This window comes from Lysinibacillus halotolerans (assembly GCF_003711845.1).
In the GTDB taxonomy this organism is placed as follows: Bacteria; Bacillota; Bacilli; order Bacillales_A; family Planococcaceae; genus Ureibacillus; species Ureibacillus halotolerans.
Genome location: NZ_RHLQ01000036.1, coordinates 1 through 19959 on the forward strand (window position 1 = coordinate 1; position 19959 = coordinate 19959).

The 19959-nt window shown below is 35.9% G+C and carries 21 protein-coding genes, 1 pseudogene and 1 riboswitch; of the genes and pseudogenes, 15 read left to right on the top strand and 7 right to left on the bottom strand.

What is annotated here, in order from left to right:
* From EC501_RS13245 to EC501_RS13265, 3 genes and pseudogenes are all read left to right on the top strand, one after another.
* A pseudogene (locus EC501_RS13245) lies at nt 1-587 on the top strand (IS3 family transposase); the annotation flags it as partial.
* A gap of 739 nt (nt 588-1326) precedes the next feature.
* Nucleotides 1327-1425, top strand: a riboswitch (guanidine-I (ykkC/yxkD leader).
* Between the two features lie 42 nt (nt 1426-1467).
* Nucleotides 1468-1803 carry a DMT family transporter gene (locus tag EC501_RS13260; RefSeq protein WP_122972785.1) on the top strand — a complete coding sequence of 112 codons (336 nt, stop codon included), beginning with the start codon at nt 1468-1470 and terminating at the stop codon, nt 1801-1803.
* Nucleotides 1803-2117 carry a DMT family transporter gene (locus tag EC501_RS13265; protein ID WP_122972786.1) on the top strand — a complete coding sequence of 105 codons (315 nt, stop codon included), beginning with the start codon at nt 1803-1805 and terminating at the stop codon, nt 2115-2117. The genes EC501_RS13260 and EC501_RS13265 overlap by 1 nt, the downstream gene beginning before the upstream one ends.
* 127 nt (nt 2118-2244) lie before the next feature.
* On the opposite strand, the gene EC501_RS13270 is transcribed toward EC501_RS13265, so the two are convergent.
* The gene (locus EC501_RS13270) at nt 2245-3111 is read right to left on the bottom strand and encodes a hypothetical protein (protein ID WP_122972787.1); all 867 of its coding nucleotides are present in this window, start codon (nt 3109-3111) and stop codon (nt 2245-2247) included.
* 143 nt (nt 3112-3254) lie between these two features.
* Complete coding sequence (locus EC501_RS13275; protein ID WP_122972788.1) at nt 3255-3446, bottom strand: hypothetical protein; 192 nt, start codon at nt 3444-3446, stop codon at nt 3255-3257.
* Between the two features lie 385 nt (nt 3447-3831).
* Here EC501_RS13275 and thpR point away from each other — a divergent pair, with 385 nt between their 5' ends.
* The 3 genes from thpR (at nt 3832) to EC501_RS13290 (ending at nt 5261) form a co-directional block, all read left to right on the top strand.
* Nucleotides 3832-4383, top strand: coding sequence for an RNA 2',3'-cyclic phosphodiesterase (gene thpR, locus EC501_RS13280; protein WP_122972789.1), 552 nt, complete (start codon nt 3832-3834; stop codon nt 4381-4383).
* A gap of 217 nt (nt 4384-4600) precedes the next feature.
* On the top strand, nt 4601-4960 hold the full coding sequence (locus tag EC501_RS13285; RefSeq protein WP_174232697.1) for a rhodanese-like domain-containing protein: 360 nt from the start codon (nt 4601-4603) through the stop codon (nt 4958-4960).
* 4 nt (nt 4961-4964) lie between these two features.
* Nucleotides 4965-5261, top strand: a complete 297-nt coding sequence (locus EC501_RS13290) for a rhodanese-like domain-containing protein (protein WP_122972790.1) — start codon at nt 4965-4967, stop codon at nt 5259-5261.
* A 324-nt stretch (nt 5262-5585) separates the two neighbouring features.
* On the opposite strand, the gene helD is transcribed toward EC501_RS13290, so the two are convergent.
* The 3 genes from helD to EC501_RS13305 form a co-directional block, all read right to left on the bottom strand.
* A complete protein-coding gene (gene helD / locus EC501_RS13295; RefSeq protein ID WP_241559352.1) occupies nt 5586-7865 on the bottom strand; it encodes an RNA polymerase recycling motor HelD in 2280 nt (759 codons plus the stop codon).
* Nucleotides 7866-8024: 159 nt separating this feature from the next.
* Complete coding sequence (locus EC501_RS13300; protein ID WP_122972791.1) at nt 8025-9110, bottom strand: copper resistance D family protein; 1086 nt, start codon at nt 9108-9110, stop codon at nt 8025-8027.
* Between the two features lie 3 nt (nt 9111-9113).
* Nucleotides 9114-9677 carry a copper resistance CopC family protein gene (locus EC501_RS13305; protein WP_122972792.1) on the bottom strand — a complete coding sequence of 188 codons (564 nt, stop codon included), beginning with the start codon at nt 9675-9677 and terminating at the stop codon, nt 9114-9116.
* A 204-nt stretch (nt 9678-9881) separates the two neighbouring features.
* On the opposite strand from EC501_RS13305, the gene EC501_RS13310 reads away from it, so the two are divergent.
* From EC501_RS13310 to EC501_RS13320, 3 genes are all read left to right on the top strand, one after another.
* Nucleotides 9882-10460, top strand: coding sequence for a tetratricopeptide repeat protein (locus EC501_RS13310; RefSeq protein ID WP_158599714.1), 579 nt, complete (start codon nt 9882-9884; stop codon nt 10458-10460).
* A 70-nt stretch (nt 10461-10530) separates the two neighbouring features.
* Nucleotides 10531-11259 carry a glycerophosphodiester phosphodiesterase gene (locus EC501_RS13315; protein ID WP_122972794.1) on the top strand — a complete coding sequence of 243 codons (729 nt, stop codon included), beginning with the start codon at nt 10531-10533 and terminating at the stop codon, nt 11257-11259.
* A 405-nt stretch (nt 11260-11664) separates the two neighbouring features.
* Nucleotides 11665-12315, top strand: a complete 651-nt coding sequence (locus tag EC501_RS13320; protein ID WP_122972795.1) for a GntR family transcriptional regulator — start codon at nt 11665-11667, stop codon at nt 12313-12315.
* Between the two features lie 77 nt (nt 12316-12392).
* Here EC501_RS13320 and madM read toward each other — a convergent pair whose 3' ends face one another.
* Together madM and madL are read right to left on the bottom strand one after the other, a co-directional pair.
* Nucleotides 12393-13154, bottom strand: a complete 762-nt coding sequence (madM, locus tag EC501_RS13325) for a malonate transporter subunit MadM (RefSeq protein WP_122972796.1) — start codon at nt 13152-13154, stop codon at nt 12393-12395.
* Nucleotides 13147-13548, bottom strand: coding sequence for a malonate transporter subunit MadL (madL, locus tag EC501_RS13330; RefSeq protein WP_122972797.1), 402 nt, complete (start codon nt 13546-13548; stop codon nt 13147-13149). The genes madM and madL overlap by 8 nt, the downstream gene beginning before the upstream one ends.
* A gap of 314 nt (nt 13549-13862) precedes the next feature.
* Between madL and EC501_RS13335 the strand changes: the two genes are divergently transcribed.
* From EC501_RS13335 to EC501_RS13360, 6 genes are read left to right on the top strand one after another with little or no spacing between them, the layout of a single operon-like run.
* Nucleotides 13863-14780 carry an ACP S-malonyltransferase gene (locus tag EC501_RS13335; RefSeq protein WP_122972798.1) on the top strand — a complete coding sequence of 306 codons (918 nt, stop codon included), beginning with the start codon at nt 13863-13865 and terminating at the stop codon, nt 14778-14780.
* A gap of 18 nt (nt 14781-14798) precedes the next feature.
* On the top strand, nt 14799-16457 hold the full coding sequence (gene mdcA / locus EC501_RS13340) for a malonate decarboxylase subunit alpha (protein WP_122972799.1): 1659 nt from the start codon (nt 14799-14801) through the stop codon (nt 16455-16457).
* Nucleotides 16458-16478: 21 nt separating this feature from the next.
* On the top strand, nt 16479-17324 hold the full coding sequence (locus EC501_RS13345; protein ID WP_122972800.1) for a triphosphoribosyl-dephospho-CoA synthase: 846 nt from the start codon (nt 16479-16481) through the stop codon (nt 17322-17324).
* 15 nt (nt 17325-17339) lie between these two features.
* Nucleotides 17340-17648: a malonate decarboxylase subunit delta gene (locus EC501_RS13350; protein ID WP_122972801.1), complete on the top strand. Its 309-nt coding sequence runs from the start codon at nt 17340-17342 to the stop codon at nt 17646-17648.
* The gene (locus EC501_RS13355; RefSeq protein WP_122972802.1) at nt 17629-19314 is read left to right on the top strand and encodes a biotin-independent malonate decarboxylase subunit beta; all 1686 of its coding nucleotides are present in this window, start codon (nt 17629-17631) and stop codon (nt 19312-19314) included. Before EC501_RS13350 ends, EC501_RS13355 begins: the two co-directional genes overlap by 20 nt.
* Nucleotides 19305-19934: a malonate decarboxylase holo-ACP synthase gene (locus EC501_RS13360; RefSeq protein ID WP_122972803.1), complete on the top strand. Its 630-nt coding sequence runs from the start codon at nt 19305-19307 to the stop codon at nt 19932-19934. Before EC501_RS13355 ends, EC501_RS13360 begins: the two co-directional genes overlap by 10 nt.
* Nucleotides 19935-19959: the final 25 nt, after the last annotated feature.

A 19959-nucleotide genomic window follows, 5' to 3' on the forward strand; every position in this document is an offset into this window, starting at 1 on the left:
ACAATTAGGACTGGTATCAAATTATACTGTGGCCCAATACAAGCTGCATAAGCAAACCTGTAATGAAGCACCAATCAAAAATGAGTTAGATCGGCAGTTTAAAACAGAAGAACAATTCGCAGTAGTTGTCAGTGATTTAACATACGTCCGTGTTGAGAAAAAATGGCACTATGTATGCTTATTTGTCGACCTTTTCAATCGAGAAATTATTGGTCACAGTGCCGGTCCAAATAAGACAGCAGACCTTGTATATCAAGCATTAGCTAGCATAAAAGGGAATTTACATAACATCAAGATGTTCCACACAGACCGTGGGAAAGAGTTTGATAACAAACTCATTTCAGGGGTCTTAGAGACATTTGGGATTCAGCGATCATTAAGTTATGAAGGGCTGCCCTTATGATAATGCCGTGGCCGAAGCGATGTTCAAAGTATTTAAAACCGAATTCGCAAACGGCGCACACTTCGCTTCTCTTGAACAGCTATCTCTTGAACTTAATGATTATGTTCATTGGTTCAATAACATTCGAATTCACGGAACACTAGGCTATTTAACGCCTGTGGAATTCAAGAATAGGTCCTTATAAAGGTTGTCCAGTTTTGTGTTGACATTCCAATACTTATGTTTTTTACATATGGATGGTGGCTTTTAATGCCATTTTTTGTTTTTCCCAGTCTATTTCTTCATCTTGGAATTCCTTCATTTCTGATCTTTATAATTATTTTTTTAAGTGTAGGTATTTTATTTTCAATCTTTTTTATTCCCTTGCATTGGTCCTTTGCAAAGGAATATGCATCAAAAAGAGATAAAAGGAAAATATCAGTATTTTTCCTTATTCAAGGGATAACTGTTTTAAGCGGAAGTATTTTAATTGTGATTGTTTTTTTTCTTTTCTATTATTTTTATAAATAAATGAGATATTTTCGAGACAATGAAATTATAAGAACAACTTTATGAGGATAATAGCGGAGGGAATAATTTTTTTAAATTGTTGTATAACTTTCTAAAATACTTTTTATATTTTTTTATAGGCTGTAATTTAGTTGTAAAAGGTGACTGGTTTATTTTGACTGCTTTTTCATGCTCTTTAGGTGTATCTTTAGGTATTGCCTTAGTTCAATATTATTCAAATAGAAAAGTGAGTCAGAGGTAACCTAATGATCAAAATTGTTTTGTTGATTTAATCATTTGTTCCCTGTTAATGCTATAGAGTTGTTCATAAATCGCTATAAAAACGTTGGTATAACAGGAGTTACGCGCACTTTAGGTGTTGCATTACTTGAACCAAAAATAGAAATGTGACATAATATAAGTTAATTGGATAGTTAAATGTTTTCTAGGGTTCCGCATGATTTCATGGTCTGGTCCGAGAGAAAACTCACAGCACTTTTGCTGTGTCACGGAAGGATAAAAGCCTGGGAGATATTTTAAATATCTCTTAGGCTTTTTTGTTTGGAGGGAGAAAAATGAAATCTTGGTTAAAAGTTTTTCTAGCTGCATTACTAGAAGTATTTTGGGTTATTGGTTTAGCCCATGCAGATGAATTGTGGGAATGGATTGGAACAATCGTTGCCATTCTTATATGTAATTATTTATTAATTAAAGCAACACAGGAACTACCAGCAGGAACGGTGTATGCTGTTTTTGTAGGGCTAGGTACAGCTGGGGCAGTTCTTTCCGAAATCATATTTTTTGATGAACCGTTTCATATTATTAAAATTTTATTAATCGGTTTGTTATTAGTAGGTGTCATTGGATTGAAGTTAGTGACAGACGAAGGTCAGAAGGAGGATGAAGAATAATGGCGTGGTTATCGTTAATTGTTGCTGGGGTTTTTGAAACTTTTGGTGTCGCGATGTTAAATCAATATAGCGTAAGTAGAAGTTGGAAGCCACTCGTTTTTCTATTCCTTGGCTTTTTTATCAGCTTAACGTTGCTTAACTATTCAATGAATACAATACCAATGGGCACGGCCTATGCCATTTGGACGGGTATCGGTGTTGTAGGGGGAACCATAGTCGGAATGCTTTTTTATGGTGAATCTAAGGATTGGAAACGTATTTTATTTATTTTTATTATTTTATGTGCCAGCATTGGATTGAAGTTAGTTTCATAAAAAAGGAAAGCTCTGAGGTTTATAAATACCCCAGAGCTTTTGTTTTGAATCAAACTAAAGAGTAATTACCATATCCCATAAAAAAACACATCCACTAATGTGAAGGTGATATGGGAAAGTCAGAAGGTCATCCTTTACTAATGGTTAACCCTTTTCTGTTAGAAATACTTAAACTCATCGTATCACTATTTACCCAAATTATTTCATTCTCTAAACTTTCAATAAAGACACCTGAGAATGTATTTCCATTTCTGTCAATGACGGTAATACGATCTCCCAGTCGGAGATAAGAATAAGGGTTTTGCACTAACAGTTCTCTTAGTTGTAGAATGTTTTCTAATAACTGATTGTATTGTTCTTGATTTTGTAATTGGTGCTCGATATGCATTTGATTTTGAGAAGTTAACTCATTTTGTAAATTCGATCCCATGTTTTGGATATTTCTTAGTATTGTTTGTAATGTATTGGATAAATGATTAAATTGTTCGTTCATATTCGTTTGTAATTGATTTTGGCCGTTTAACAATCTTTCTTGAGTTTGTTTCAATTGACTTGATAAAGGTCTCATTTCCTGAAGCATTTGTTGATTATTCATTAAAAGATGGCGTTGTTGAAGAAGCATTTGTCTTAGTTCATTGTTTAATCTGTTTACTGTAAGTTCTTGATTATCGGAAAGGGTATCAACTACCCCATTTAAATTCTGGATTTCATTAATCACTGTTTTCTTAAAGGATTGATAACTATTCGAGAGTTCTGCCAACGTATTATTTAAAGTACCTTGTTGTATTTTAGTTTGAATGGAGCTTTGGCAAATGTGTTTATTCATACATTGAAGCTGTTCCAAAATCATTTCATGCTGTTGTTGTGCCGCCAACATAAACTCACTTAATGTATTCGATACAAACGTATGTTGGTTATTGGATTCAACGTTAGAATCGTCTTTTAACCTATATAAATTGTTCACGATGGGTGAATAATAAATGGGGGTTTCCATGTGAATTCTCCTGTCTTTGTGGACATAGTTATTAATACTATATGGAATGACTAGGTGGATGTGACAGGACAGAAGCCTATATGTATCGTTTATTAACAATAAAAAAGCCAGACTAAGACATCTTAGTCTGGCTTACTTATTAATTAAGTTAATTTTTCGATTGTTGCACCTTCTAAGTTTGTAATAAGAACTGTTGGAGCACCAGTTGTTGGTCCAATAGCAATCCAAGTAAGTGTTTCACCTGTCATGCTAACGAAAACACCTAGAAGTGCAGCAGCAGTAGGTGTAGTAACTGAAATTCTATCACCGAATTCTAAATTTAAATTTGGAATCATCACTTTCACCTCCTTATTTCTCTCTAGTTACATTAAATGCACGGGGAAAAAAATTGAAAAGGCAAATGTAATAGGTTTGAAAAAATATTATTTTCTTAAATTGTTATTTAAGGAGTTTCTGAAAAACATGATAGATTCCCATTTTTTAAGCCATTGGATTTGCCTAAAAGGGGAATGAAAGTTTGTTAGCCTAGTCTTCGTGCTAGAGATGGGAACTGGAAACCAGAATAAAATTGTAGGTAAGAACTGGAATTGATAGGCAAAAACATATATTTGGATGGTGAAGGGGGATTTTAGTAATTTATTATAATAGGGGATTGGATGAAAACTTTTTGGTTATTTTGATTAGTGAACAACTTGCAAGCATAAGGAGCGGTAAAAAGGATTGAGCAAACATCATTATTTTTTTGCAGTTAAATTACCAATAGAAGTAAAAGCTTTTTTAAAGGAATGGGTTGAAGCAAAAAAACAGGATTTTCCCTTTGCGAAATGGGTACACCATGAGGATTATCACATTACATTAGCATTTTTAGGTTTTGCGGCAGAAGAGATGAAATATGAAGCCATTCAAACAATGCCTGAAGTGTTAAAGGATGAGCATCCATTTCCCTTAACCCTTCATCAAATAGGAATTTTCGGCCCACATAAAAAACCTCGTATTTTTTGGGCAGGTGTGGAACATTCGAATGAGCTTATTCATTTGCAAAAGAAAGTATATAATCATCTTTTGAAAGTAGGGTTTGAGTTGGATAAAAAGCCCTTTCGCCCTCATATTACGTTAGCAAGGAAATGGAATAGTCCAGAAGAATTTGATCAGAATTTATTAACTGCCATTGAGAATAATCTTTCTTTTACAGTAAACGAAATAATTCTATATGAAACCCACTTAGATCAAACACCAAAATATCATGAATTTGCCCGATTTCTTCTAGAGTAAAAGGAAGGCGAGATGTGATATGATTTTATCATACCTCGCTTTTTTGTATTTCTACATACTAAAAATATTATCAATTTAAATGGGCTCATAAAATGACTTTTAATTGACTTCATACCTATAGGGGTATATATTTGGTTATAATATTAACTGTAATGTAAAAGGTATCATTTATTAAATAAGTATCTTGTAGGTAAAAAGGTAGGAGTGAAAGCTGTAAATGATAGAATGGATTTTAATCATAATTGTAGTAGCACTGTTAGTGTACAGGTTAACACCAACAAAAGGAATTAACACTATTACAACTCAAGAGTTAAAAGCGGTTCTTCATGATCCAGATAAAGTGTTTATCGACGTTCGATCACCGCTGGAATACAAAGCTCAAAATATTAAACAATTTCAAAATATCCCACTAAAATCAAGTTTTAAAAATTTACCGAGAGATAAAGAAATTGTCGTCATTTGCCAAACTGGAATTCGAAGTAATCAAGCTTGTAAGAAGTTAAAAAGACTAGGTTATGAACGGATTACAAATGTTCGTGGCGGTATGGGGCAATGGAATATGGAAAATAGGGGGTAATGACATGAAAGCAGTGACTGCAAAGGAAGTGCAGGAACGATTAGAAAAGGGAGAAAACCTCCATTTAATCGATGTAAGGGAAGTAGATGAGGTGGAAGCAGGCCATATACCAGGTATTCTTCATATCCCATTAGGTCTTCTAGAATTTCGCATGAATGAACTTTCCAAAGAAACGCCTTATATTATGGTTTGTCGCTCGGGTGGTCGAAGTGGAAGAGCTACTGAATTTTTACAAAGCCAAGGTTTTGACGTAACGAATATGAGCGGCGGTATGCTTGCTTGGGAAGGCGAAGTAGAATAAAGTTGTTTTTTTATAATAGGATTGTAACCGGTATAGCGGTTTCAATCCTATTTTTTTATTTTTTATAGTAAAACTATCATACAAAAAGAATAATATAGAACTTTTTTTAATATATTAACTATAAAGGAGTGATAGTATGAGAATTCCCGCATTACCTCAACAAAAGGAAATCAGAAACAGAGGAAGTAAATGGTTTTTTAAAAGAATACGTAACTTTTTTTCCAAAAGAATTATTAAAAAGAGACCTTTCGTTCGTGTCCCGCCTAGAAAATAAAAGCTGTTTCTAATCCTTAAAGGAATAGAACAGCTTTTTCTAATCATCTTTTATAATGTTTCGCTTACAATTCCTCTAGTATCATCGAGCAAAAACATCTCTTCCCTAGGACCAACTAAATATAATTCGTGCATTGCGCGAGTCAAAGCGACATATAACAGTTTTCGGTCAATTGTTGTTGGAAAGTACGGTGTCTCAAAAGCTGCAATGATTACCGCATCAAATTCTAAACCTTTTGCTAAATGGCTCGGTACTACGAGCAGTTTGGACCCGCCAAACACGGATTCTTCACTTAACATTTCAACAGGAACATCAGCTTTTTCTAGTTGCTTTGTATAATAGATCGCCTCTTGATACGTTTTACAAATAAGCGCAATGGATTGGTGACCATGTTGCTTGATTCTTTCGTACAATTCGTTTATTTTACTTGGATCTAACTCCTCCATTTGTACAAAGGTAGGATCATTTCCATGGCGGACAACAGGTTCTACTAAAGGTAAATCTTCGTCCATTTTAGCTAAGATGCGATTAGCCACTTCCATAATTTCGATGGTCGTACGGTAACTTTTTTGTAGGGTAAAATAGTTAGCGCGGGGGAATAATTCTAAAACGGAATTCCATTCTGTTAACGAACGATAACTATGAATTCCTTGTGCTAAATCTCCAACCATCGTAAACATGTCTGTTTCAAGACCACTTTTTAAAGCTTCCAGTTGGAATAGACTGTAGTCTTGTACTTCATCGATAAAGACAACACGCATTTTCCAGTTATCTGCAATTCCTTTAATTTTCGCATGTAAATAGTACAGGGCAGCTAAATCCTCCAATACCCATTTTTCTTTCGTATGAGCATGGAAAAACTTTTCCTGCTCTTCAAAGGTCCATTCTGGAGCAAGTTCTCTTATTAGTAATCGATCGGTTAAAAATTTACGGTACATTTGTTTAATTTTTACTTTTTCAAATCGTTTCATATAAGTGCTTGCAGCAGTTTTCGATAATGCTTTAATTTTTGGAATCCGTGCATCCCGTTCATCGATAAACTTCGTTACAGTTTTTCTTCGTTTCTCAGGATCACGAAGCCCGCTTAATGCTTTACCAATCATCTCTTCATAGCGGGTATTTAATGTTGAGAGAACCGCTTTAGACTTCCTTTTTACCTCTGTTTGTACGACCTTTTTTATACGTTCAATCCGTTTTTCAATAGGCATATAGGAGAATTCTTCTAAAAACAGCTTTTTTAAATGGCTACCCCGCATAATACGATATTTTTCAATAAACACATCTTCATCAAATAATTTTGCCAACGATCGTTCGTGAAGTTTTATATAACGATCGAGTATATCACGGTAAAATAGCGATCCTTTCATTTGGGCAATGTTGAAAGAGGGGAGAGCATCGATTCCTTCTTCTACAATTGTCTCCAACTGTTCGTTCGGATTTTGTAACTTCAACTTAATACCTGTTGCATTTTGAACATATTCTGCATATGTTGTTTGGCAAATGCGTTCGACCCCGAGTTCGGGTAAAACATCACCAATGTATTCAATAAACAATTTATTTGGAGCTAATATCATCAGTTGCTCAGGATTGAAATGTTCCCCCATTGTATATAAAAAATAGGAGATTCGGTGAAGGGCAATCGTCGTTTTTCCACTACCAGCAGCCCCTTGTACTAGGATTGGTTGTTTTAAATGGGCGCGGATAATTTCATTTTGTTCCTTTTGAATCGTGGCTACAATTTCCGTTAGTCTCACATCGGCTTTTCCGGAAAGGGCGTCCTGTAGCAATTCATCATTTGTTGTTAAATCTACATCTTGAAAGCTTAACAATTCTCCATTTTCAATTTTATATTGGCGTTTTGAAAATAAATGTCCCGTATAAATTTCATCGCGTACAGGATACGTAATATCTCCTAATCTTCCGTCGTAGTAGACATTGGCAACGGGGGAACGCCAATCGACGATAATAGGCTCGAAGGTTTCATTATGGAATAGAGAGGTTTTGCCGATATATAAAAGCTCTTCTGCTTCACCTGTTCGTTGGAAATGAATTCTGGCGAAATAAGGCTTTTTCTTTACCGCTTCGAGACTTTCCTTCTGGTTTAAAGCCATTTCAAAAAAGCGAGAGTTCGTTAAAAGGTTAATGTAACTATCACTGGAATCGATATATTCCAAGTTTGCCATCGATTCTTTTATTTTATCTTGAACGGCTTGTAGGTCACGCTGGGATGCTTCTAAAATTTCATCCATATACTGTTTCGTATACTGTAAACGTTCTAACTCTTTTGGAAAATCGGGATGCATCGACGACGAGTTATTTGGTTCGGCCATTTCAATCTCCTCCAATCGTACAGTTGGGCGGTTACGTACATGTTTTAAAGTTAGATAATAATCTTACTAAATTTTCCTTATGAAGGGAAGTCTTGTCCTTCTATTTTTCATGAGGAGTGAGAAAGAGGAAAAAGCTGTTTCCCCATTGGAAAACAGCTTTTATTGAATACTTAAGATTAATGATAAATATAAAGAGAAAACAAGTAAAACGCCCATTAAAAAGGACATGATAGCGGGCATCTTTTTGAAAAAGGATACGATCATTAACCCTAAGAAAAGTATAGCGACAGCAAGTAACAACATGCTTGTCGTATTGATAACAAGGTCGGCAGTCATATTTGGCTGAAACTGTCCTTGATAAAATAACGAAAATAGCTTTGAAACACTTTCGTTAGAAACGTTCGTATTTCTTGGTGGTGATTGTTGGCCTAATAAAGCTGTTGCTGAAAAGATGATTAATAAAAATACACTTTCCGTTTTCACCCAAGGAAGGGGATTGAAATGGGTATCTTTTTTCACTTTCCCTCGGATGAAAATACTATTAATGAGGGCAAAAACAATCAATGGAATGATGAAAAGATGTTTCATCAATAATGACTGTCCGTAAGGAATTAACCATGAATTTGTATAGTCCTCAACGACAATATTCATAAGGAGAAGACCAGAAACAAATGTCATACCAAAACAAACGATAGCAACTGGGGTAAACCATTTTAAAAAGTTTAACCAATTGTTATGATTTGTTGCAAACCAACTAACAACAATTAACGTTCCAACCCATACTGTAACAGCAGTAAAGTGGATTGTATCACCAATAAATCCCCATAAAGGCTCGTAAGAACTAGGGTGACTTGACCAACCTAGCGCTAATATTAAAAGGAAAGATAGAAATATCCCAACATACCCATAAAAAGCCTTTATCCTATAATCAAATACAGTGATGTATAGAAGGAGAATAACCGAAACAATAAATGTAAAAAACCAAGCTTTTCCAACTTCAAAGGTGAGCAGTACGGATTGTAACGTATCCGAAAGCCCTTGATTTGGAATTAAGTACAAAAGAATTTGGAGTACAGGGAAGAATGAAAAAATTATAATCCCAATGATGGATAACACTAAAACAAACTTAGGTACTCGCAAAGAAGGAAGATAGTTATTTGGAATTAACGAAAGAATCAAGCTACCTACAAGCAGGGAAAAGCATAAATATAGTAATGCTTGGCTAATCATTCCTAAAACAATCATTCATTATTTCTTCCTTTTCATCATCATGAAGATACTCCCTACAACAATAAGGATAAGAATTACAATAATTGTAGGTACGACATAAGAAGATGCATTTTGTTCCGGTTCTTCCTCTGTAACCGCAGTTTCATTAGTAGATGGAGATGGAGTTTCTACCTCTTTTACTTCTGTTTTTTCAGTATCTGTTTGTTCAACTGTTGTATTTTCTGAAGCCGGCATCTTTACTGAAAAGGGAACTTCCCCATTAATAAGATGGCCGTCTGCACCGATAATATTCCAATTAACGGAGTAATCTCCATTTTCTAATGGAGTGGAAAGAGTGCCACTTAAAATATTGTCTTCTACTGCAATATCATCTACCGGAATCGATTCCCCGGTAGAACTTTCTAATGTAAAGGTACTACTTTGCTCGATTTTCCCTTCAAAGGTTAACGTAATTTCCTTTAACTCAGTATCGATTACTTCACCATTTTGTGGAGAAGAACTTTCTAACCCAGTATGAGCAAAGGCGTTACCGACAAATGTAAATAAAAAAATACTTGTAATAAGTGATAACTTTTTCAACATAAAAGGACCCCCAAACTATTGAAATCTGCTAAATTGTAGCATAGAAAAAAGGGATTGTTGATTATAATGGTCTATGAATTGTATACATTTGAACATTTTTTATACTTTTTGTGAATAGAAAGTCATAATTCACTTTTAGGAAAGGTTTAATGGGAACAAGCTAGAATACTTCATACTAACCGATGAATATAGGAGTGGATGATGATGATTCGCCAAATAAAAGATGAGTTGAATGGGTTGCAGTCGTCCATATACTTTGATGAAAGGCAGTTTTTACGGGAACAGACAAATGCTCCGGATAAATGTTGGGCATTTATTTATAAAGTAGAGCCCTTACTAGAGAAAGAGTGGTCTAAAGAAGACTTTTACTTTCTTTACAGTACTTTAGGATATGTATATCGGGTATTGAATAAGTCAAGGGAGGCTATTGCTTTTTTTGAAAAAGCGCTAAGGTTACAATTGAATCACAATCAGGAAATTGTTACCCTCATTCGTTTAAGCGAAGCATTTAAATACGCAAATGAACATCAAAAATCCCTACAGTTACTTAGGGAAGCGATGAACCAATCAACCGTAAATAGCATCCCTTATTATGAGGATTTTATATTACAACATAGAGGGAAATGTTTAATGGAACTCGGGGAGTTGAATGGGGCTCTAGAGGATTTCTCCCAATCCCTTGCCATTCGAAAAAGAAAGGGGAACAAGGAATTAATTCGTTCTACACAAAAGGCTTTTGATTTATGTATGAAATGTTTAAAAGAAAGGCAAGGGACGAAGTAAGATTTCTATTAAATACCTTTATTAGGTGCAAAATTGTTATGACTTATAAATAGGAGGAAGTACATCATATATGAAAATCTTCGCCCATAGAGGTTATTCTGCAAAATATCCAGAAAATACGTTGGCAGCCTTTGAAGCAGCTGCTCAATTACCGATTCATGGTGTTGAGTTAGATGTTCATTTAACTAAAGATCGAAAACTAGTCGTCATCCATGATGAATCGATTAAACGAACGTCAAATGGGAAGGGCTATGTTAAGGATTTAACCCTTGAACAACTTCGGGAATATGATTTTGGATCATGGTTTAGTGAAGAATTTGCTGGGGAAAAAATTCCTACTCTTCATGAAGTATTAAATGTTTTTAAAGAAACACACCATCGAATCAACATAGAGCTAAAAACAGATGTTTTTATTTATCCGATGTTGGAAGAGCTAGTTTTGAAGGAAGTTGCATCGTTTCAATATGAAGATCGGGTCATACTTTCATCCTTTGATCATGAAGCCGTGGGAAAAATTGCGCGGCTAGCGCCAGATATTGAAAATGCTCCTATTTTTTCTACAATGGTCCTTAATGTAGCGGATTATCAAAAAACGATTCCTGCTAAAGCGCTACATGTCTCGTTGACATCAGCAGTACGAAGTCCAGTTTTAAATGCTATACAGAGGGGTTCGGTTGTCCGAGTTTGGACTGTTAATAAAGTAGAGAAGTTGGATGTTTTAAAGGAAATTGGTGTTGATGGAATTTTCACAGATGAACCAGAGAAGATGATGGAGTATATGTCGAGCTGGGATGAATAAGAAGTATAGAAAGGTGCATGTTCATATACGTGCACCTTTCAAGTTTTTTATAATGAAATATTTAATCTTAATTATAAAAGCTTATTTTTTTCGTAAATATATCTATCGAAAAAGTATTTTTAGATTATAATTACGATTGAACTCAGTCGACAGTACACAAGGAATGGAAGTTTGTCTGGAATGTGAATTCTATTGTGAGATACTAAAAAAAAATGAAAAAATCAGTTCAAAAAAATGGAAATGTATGACACACTAATCATATCAATATAATTGGTGGACTGTGGACATATTAATAGGATTTTAAGTAAATTTTTGAACTTTCGATTGAATTACGGAATTTTTTAAGCTAATATTATGAAAATGTGAGTAATTAAATATTCTGTGTGTCATGAGGGTGTGGATTTGATGGATTATTTTAAGGATGCATTCGATAATGCATTATCAAAAAGCGTAGCTGAGAAGATTATGGAACAAATATTAAATGGTGAGTTAAAACCTGGAGATAGAATTGTTGAAAGTGTTTATGCTGAATTGTTCAATACAAGCCGATCACCGATAAGAGAAGCAATTTATTTATTAGCAACGGAAGGTTTAATAGAGAGAGTTCCGAGAAAGGGAGCCTTTATAAAAGGGTATACTATTAATGAAGTACAAGATCTTTTAGATATACGGAATCATTTAGAAATTCTAGCAGCACAAAGGATTAAAGAACCGAACAAAAAGAAAGATTTGCTAGAGGATATGAAACGAATATTAGAAAAAATGGATCAATGTAATAATCAAAAAGATTATACCCATTTAAACTATGATTTTCATTTTACGCTAATAAAATTCAGTGAAAGCACAGTAATTGAAAGTGTTTATAAGAAAATTGTCCTGCCATTAGTTCGAGTCCAATCTTTACATTTCAAATCGGGAGAAACAATAAATAAATCGAGGGATGATCATCATAAAATTTATGATTTTTTAAAGAATAACGAAGTGGAAGAACTTGTTTCTTTATTACGTAAACATACGGAAGATGTGATTTTAAATCTACGTCGTCAAGTATTTTAATAAACAAACCAAAAAGTCGATTTGTCCCACATATGTTGGGTCCAATCGACTTTAAATTTAGTTCGACTTAAAGGTTTTTAAAAAATAGCATTTGTAATTAGGAATAATACTGTTGGGGCTAATAAACATCCTAAACCGGTATAGAAGGTTGCAGTAACAGCCCCATAAGGTACTAATTTTGGATCTGTTGCCGCTAGACCTCCTGCAACACCAGAGGTAGTTCCCATTAAACCACCATAAACCATTGCAGACATCGGATTATTTAAACCGATATATTTTGCTACAAATGGCGTTCCAACCATAACTAATACGGATTTGATTAGCCCAGCTGCAATGCTAATGGCGATCACTTCAGAACTAGCACCTAGAGTAGCACCGGTTACAGGTCCTACAATATATGTAACCGTACCAGCACCAATAGTTGTCATACTTACTGCATCTTTGTATCCAAATAGGTAAGCAAAGATTACCCCAACAACAAAGGAAAGGATTACTCCGAAGAAAAGGGAAATAACCCCTCTAAAACCTGCCTTTTTAATTTCATCAAAATTTGCTCCGAATGAAGTGGCTACGATGGCAAAGTCTCGTAACATACTCCCTCCTAAGAAACCTATGCCAGCTAGAAAACTAATGTCTGCAAGTCCTTTAGATCCTTCCGTAACGACCCCACCAATATAGGCTAAAAGTAGGCCAAGAACAATCGCAATGGCTGAACCGTGAATTTTTCCCTTTGTTAGTTTATTGGAAATAAAATAGGCAAGCCACATTGTTAATCCAATTACGAGGAATGCCGTAACAAATCCGTTATCGGTAAAGACGCCTTTTATCATATCAAGCATCTGCTTCACCCCTTATAGCTGGATTACGAAAAGCGGGTTCTTCTTTTTGCTTTCCACTTAGGATAGGAACAAATGCCCAACTAACGACTACTACTGTAATTCCGGCTATAATAGCTAAAGGTCCGCCTGTTAAAGCACCTAACACATTTTGGCTTGCTGCCATTGCAACAACAACTGGGATATACATTTGATTCCAAAAACTTAAGCCATCTAGTGAAGGTTTACTAATTTTCCCTGATTTAACAAGCTTATCAACAATAATGATTAATAGCAGCATGGCAATTCCTACGCCGCCAACATTTGAATCGACTCCCATTAAATCTCCTATTAACTCCCCTACAATAGTGCCAACTAAAAAACATCCAGCTAAAATAGCTACACCGTAAATCACCATATTTCTGACACCCCTTTATTAAAACTATTAAGTTCGTGAATATTCAGTCGACTGTATTCTGTGACCATCATAATTTATTAAAAAATATAAATCAACTAAAATTTTTCCTTAAGCAGAAAAAAACTGAAATTACGATTGAAATTTAAAATCTATTGTTTTATTATTTATGTATACAGTCGACCGTTTATAAAAATTTCTATTAATTTTTGAGACGTGGAGACAAAGATAGAGGCTTTAATGAAGCTCGATGAAAAATAGAAGAGTCTTTTAACAGAAAACGTAAAATTCCATTTTCGTTGGAGAGGAGGGATTAAGTGAAAAGTGCGTTTCTCTTTCCAGGTCAAGGATCACAATATGTGGGCATGTTAAATGATTTACCTAATGATCCAGTTGTAAAACATATTTTAGAAGAAAGCAGTGATTTATTACATTTACCAATTGAATCACTGCATAACAATAAAGCGCTTTCAACAACGAAAGCGGTGCAACAATGTTTATTAATTGCATCTGTCAGTACGTATAAAGTGTTTGAAAAAAATGGCTTAATTCCATCTTTTGTTGCCGGGCATTCTGTTGGTGCTTTTGGTGCAGCAGTTGCAGCAGGGGTGCTTACCTTTGAGGAAGCACTTAAATTAGTTACGTTGCGTGGCGAGTTGATGGAGCGAACATGTGATCATGGATATGGAATGGCCGTCGTACTAGGTTTAGATGAATATCGACTGTCGGAAATCGTTCAACAATTCTTTAACGAGGAAGAACCCGTTTATGTATCAAATCGAAATTCACCAACCCAATTGACTTTATCTGGCTCCATAAAGGGGTTAGAAAAGGTTATAGATTATGTGAAAACCCATGGAGCGACTTCTGCCCGCTTACTAAATGTCTCAACTCCTTCCCACTGTCCATTATTTAAAAATGTAAGTGAGGAACTATTGGGTGAGTTAAATAAGCTCGATTTGAAAAGGCCGAAAATCCCAATATCGAGTAACGTGAATTCTAGATTATTAAGGCAAGCGGATGCAGTAAAAGAAGATTTAGCTAAAAGTATTTGTTATCCGGTTAGGTGGCATGATGCAGTTAATTTGCTTTATGAAACGGGTACTCGATTATTTATTGAAATGCCACCTGGTGATGTATTAACTAAGTTAGCAAACCAAGCATTTTCGGAAGTTCGAACGATGGCTATTTCGAAAAGTAATATCGATGATTGTTTCTATGTTATGTCAAATTAAAAAATAGAGGTGTGAAAAATGGTTTTGACAAATATACCGAAAGTAACAAGATCATGGACAACAAGGTTGGAAGCAAAAAAAGAAAGAATGGAAAGTGTAAAAAGTTTAGTCGATGGTGTCATTATTCCTACTGATCGTATTGTCGAAGCAATGGAATTATTAATTCGACCAGGGGATCGTGTTGTACTTGAAGGGAATAATCAAAAACAAGCGTCTTTTTTATCCCAATCTCTTGTGCAAGTGGATCCAAAAAAAGTTCATGATTTGCATATGATTATGTCCAGCATTTCAAGACCTGAACATTTAGATATTTTTGAAGAAGGAATTGCTAGAAAAATAGATTTCTCCTACGCTGGGCCTCAAAGTTTACGAATCGCCCAAATGATTGAAGATGGAAAAATCGAATTGGGGGATTTGCATACTTACATTGAATTATATGGTCGATTATTTATTGATTTAATTCCTTCCGTTGCATTAGTGGCAGCAGATAAAGCCGATCGATACGGCAATCTTTATACTGGCCCTAATACAGAAGAAACACCAACATTAGTGGAAGCAGCTGCCTTTAGAGATGGTATTGTCATAGCTCAAGTGAATGAAATCGTAGACGAATTACCGCGGGTAGACATACCAAGTTCGTGGGTTGATTTTATCGTAGTTGCGGATGAACCGTATGAGCTAGAACCTCTCTTTACAAGGGATCCCCGCCATATAACAGATATTCAAATTTTACAAGCAATGATGGTGATTCGTGGAATTTATGAAAAACACGGTGTGAAATCATTAAACCACGGAATTGGTTTTAATACGGCAGCTATCGAGTTACTACTACCTACTTATGCCGCATCACTAGGGCTTAAAGGGAAGATCTGTACAAACTGGGTGTTAAATCCGCACCCTACGTTAATACCAGCTATTGAGTCAGGTTGGGTTGAAAGTGTTCATTGCTTCGGTGGTGAACTAGGAATGGAAAAGTATGTGGAAGCAAGAAGAGATATTTTCTTCACAGGAAAAGATGGTAGCCTTCGTTCAAATCGTACGTTAGCCCAGTTAGCTGGTCAATATGCCGTTGATTTATTCATCGGTTCTACTTTACAAATGGATGGTTTAGGGAATTCATCTACTGTCACAAAAGGTCGTGTTGCAGGATATGGTGGAGCGCCAAATATGGGCCATGATCCGGGAGGTCGACGCCATTCAACGGAAGCTTGGTATAACATGATGACTTCCGATGATCCGTTAGCACGAGGTAAAAAATTGGTCGTTCAAGTTGCAGAGACATTCCAAGAAGCAAATAAGCCCGTTTTCGTTGAATCCCTTGATGCTATTAGTGTGAAAGATCAGGCGAAATTAGCTTTAGCACCAGTGATGATTTATGGGGAGGACGTAACCCATGTTGTAACGGAAGAAGGAATTGCTTATCTTTATAAATCCGACAGCATATCTGAAAGAAGAGAAATGATTGCTTCTGTCGCAGGGGTTACACCAATCGGTATGGAGAGCAATCCGAAAACAGCCGAACGTTTACGTCAACAAGGGTTAATTGCTATGCCGGAAGATTTAGGTATTCGTCGTTCCGATGCGAAAAGGTCCTTACTTGCTGCTAAAAATATTGACGAACTTGTTCAATGGTCCGGTGGTTTATATACACCTCCAGCGAAATTTAGAAGTTGGTAATAAAAAGAGGAGGCGAGGAGTATGCAAGATCCTCATCGTTTATCAACAACGTTAGCCCGTTTAGCGGTTGAATCATTAATTGAAGAAGTATCGCTTACTCCAAAGCCCGGTCTTGTGGATAGGATTGATCAAGGTTCCCATAATGATTTAACCTTTTCATTGATGGTGGAGTCGGCCAAAAGTTTATACACGACATTTTACAATATGGCAATGGTTGCCTATAACGAAGGAACATCTCAATTTTTGCGAGAAAAAATCGGTGAGATTGGTCGTGAAGGTGAAAGGCAAATGTTTCAAGTGACAAAGGGGGTCAATACCCATAAAGGAGCCATTTGGTCCCTTGGATTACTTACTGCAGCAGCAGCTATTCATAAAGGGCAGTCCGATGAAATTACGTTATGCCATACCGCAGGGGAAATTGCCCGATATGAAGATCGTTTTATACCTCACCAAATAACAAATGGTATAAAGGCTGTTCAAAAATATGGTGTACACGGAGCAAAGGCAGAGGCACAGCAAGCTTTTCCTCATATTCGGAAATTTAGCTTACCTGTATTTAAAGCAACCGTAAACGAATTGGATGAAAAAACAGCAAAACTCAATGCATTTTTAGCGTTAATGGCCAACTTAGACGATACGTGTTTATTGCACCGGGGTGGTCTTGAAGGTTTACAATACGCAAAGCAATATGCCCAACATGTTTTAAATGCAGGTAATCTTCATGAACTTCAAATAATGAACGAACAATTTAAAGAGCGTAACTTATCACCAGGGGGCAGCGCCGATTTATTAGCTGCAACGATTTATTTATATAAAATTAGTCAGTTTACTTTTTCTACTGAGGAAGTTTACGCAACGATAAATTAAAGGGGAGTGATTTTAGTGGAAAAATTAGTATATTCCTTTCCAGCTTCAAAAACGATCGAAAGACCGGCACACGTTGGCGTCGTAGGATCTGGAGATTTAGAAGTATTAGTCCAACCTAGTAATCAGAATGAAACAGTTGTAGAAATTCGTACAGGTATTACGGGATTCCAAGATACGTGGAAAAAGGTTATTGAACGATTTGTTAGTCAGCATAACATTGCTGCTTTCATTACGATTAATGATTTTGGCGCAACACCAGGCGTTGTTTCGATTCGATTAGCTCAAGCGGTGGAGGTGAGTTTAAATGACACAAATGATAACTGAGAGTTTAGTAGAGAGTTTAGCGCGGGAAAGAGCATTTCAACTATTAGATAAAGGAACGGCCTATGAAATTTTAGGACCTTTCGATCGAATGGAATCACCCCATCTTGTGGCTCAAAATATCGTTCCCCAATATGATGATGGCATGATTATTGTTAAAGGAACATTAAATGGAAAGCCAACTGTAATTATTTCAATAGAAGGAAATTTCCAAGGTGGCGGAATTGGCGAAGTATCTGGTGCGAAATTAGCAGGTACTTTAGAAAAGGTATTGAAAGAGTGTAAAAACGATCAAACGGTTTATCCGGTCATCATTTATGATACAGGTGGAGTACGCCTTCAAGAAGCAAATTATGGTTTATTGTCCATTGCAGAAATTAGTGCGGCAATTGTTGAACTGCGAGAGTATGTTCCGGTAGTAGGTATCATTCCTGGGAAAATTGGATCCTTCGGTGGTATGTCATTAACTGCTGGTTTATGTAGTGCCTTAATTATGACTCGGGAAGGTCGTTTAGGAATGAACGGACCTGAAGTAGTAGAACAAGAAGCAGGTATCCGTGAACTGGATTCGAAAAATAAACAATTGATTTGGAAAATGATTGGTGGGGCAATGCGTAACGAGGTTGGTCTTGCGGATATCGTTGTAGAAGATGATGTAGTGAATTTTAAAAATGCCATTCAAAGTGTTTGGAATGGAGAGATTGAATTAAAACAGCGAACAAAACAGGTCGACCATTTCTTAACTTTATTTAAATCTTTAAATGTCGAAGAAAAAATTTCTCCAGAGCAAGCAAAGGAACTTTTAAAAAACATAGCTCCTAAAAATTCAAATACGGTACCTGCCCCAAAGGAAACCGTTAATAGTAGAGGAAGAAAATGGTTCGAAATATTAACTGGGGGGCAGAAATCGATTAGTGAAATCCCTTCTGTATTAGTAGCAGATACGGAGATTAAAGGAGTGAAGGCACGAGTAATTGCAGTTGTTCCAAACCCTGAGAATCCATTTTATCGGGCACGAAATGGCGAAGTAGGCTTATTAGAAGGATGGGCGATTGCTAAATATGTTCGAGAAGCGATGGTAGAAGATGCCCACTTAGAAGATAAACGTCTAATTGTTCCTGTTGTTGATGTGCCAAGTCAAGCGTTTGGCTATCATGAGGAGTTATTTGGAATTTATTTATCTTGTTCATCCGCAGTAGATGCCTATGCTTCAGCTAGGTTAATTGGCCATCCAATCGTTGCAGCCATCGTTGGGAAAGCCATTTCTGGAGCATTTTTATCCCACGGTATGCAGGCGAATCGATTAATTGCTTTACATGATGAAGGGGTAAATGTCCATGTAATGTCTAAAAAATCCGCTGCTATTATTACACAACGAACAATTGAAGAATTAGATTTAGCAGCAAAAGACGTTCCTTCTATGGCTTATGACATTGAGTCATTTAAAAAATTAGGTGCCCTTTATAACTTAATAGAAGGTATTAATGCAGATAACCCTTCATCGGAACATGCTGAGTTATTCATTGATTCGATTCTTGCAGCCTATGATGATATTCAAAAAGATGCCGTAAGAGATTTATCAAATCGTTTAAAAACAGAGATTGCTGTAGCTTCCGGTCGAGTGGCTTCTATAAAGGTAAGGGAAATGATTGAGCAACAATGGAAGTAAAGGTGCATGATATTGTTAAGTTCAACAACCTCGATCAGTTAGAGCCAATTTCGGTGATACCAGAATGGGTTTATGATGCTCAATCAGCAGCTAACTACGGTGTTGTACGAAGAATGCCCGTTAGCAATCAATTAATCCCCATTGGATTGCGCGGAAACAGTAGAGAGCAGCGGTTTGGCACATTTATACATGAAAATCATGTTGTCGAAGTTATAACACCTAATTCTTTAGTAAATCGGATTGATAGGTTTAACAATAAATTTTATTATCCAATCTTAAACGAAATTCGCGATCAATTTCAGAAGTTTGATTTAATATGGGGACCAACGGGAAGCATCGGTTTTGAAATAGCTACCTCCATTAACGTAACAACAGGTAAGAGCGATATTGATCTTTCTATTTATGTAGATTCTATAGAAGAATCGTTACTAGAAGAGGTTGGCAAATGTTTAAACGGCTTTTCGAAACCGATTGATGTCCAAGTGGAAGTTCCAAATATAGGGGCCTTTCTATTAAAAGATTATTTGAGTAATAAAGACCAAGGTTTTATTGTTCGAACGGCTTTTGGTCCCCATTTATGTCGTATAAAAGATAGTAAAATTAAAATTCTTCAAGCTTAAAACAAATGTCCCAATCGCCTTACGA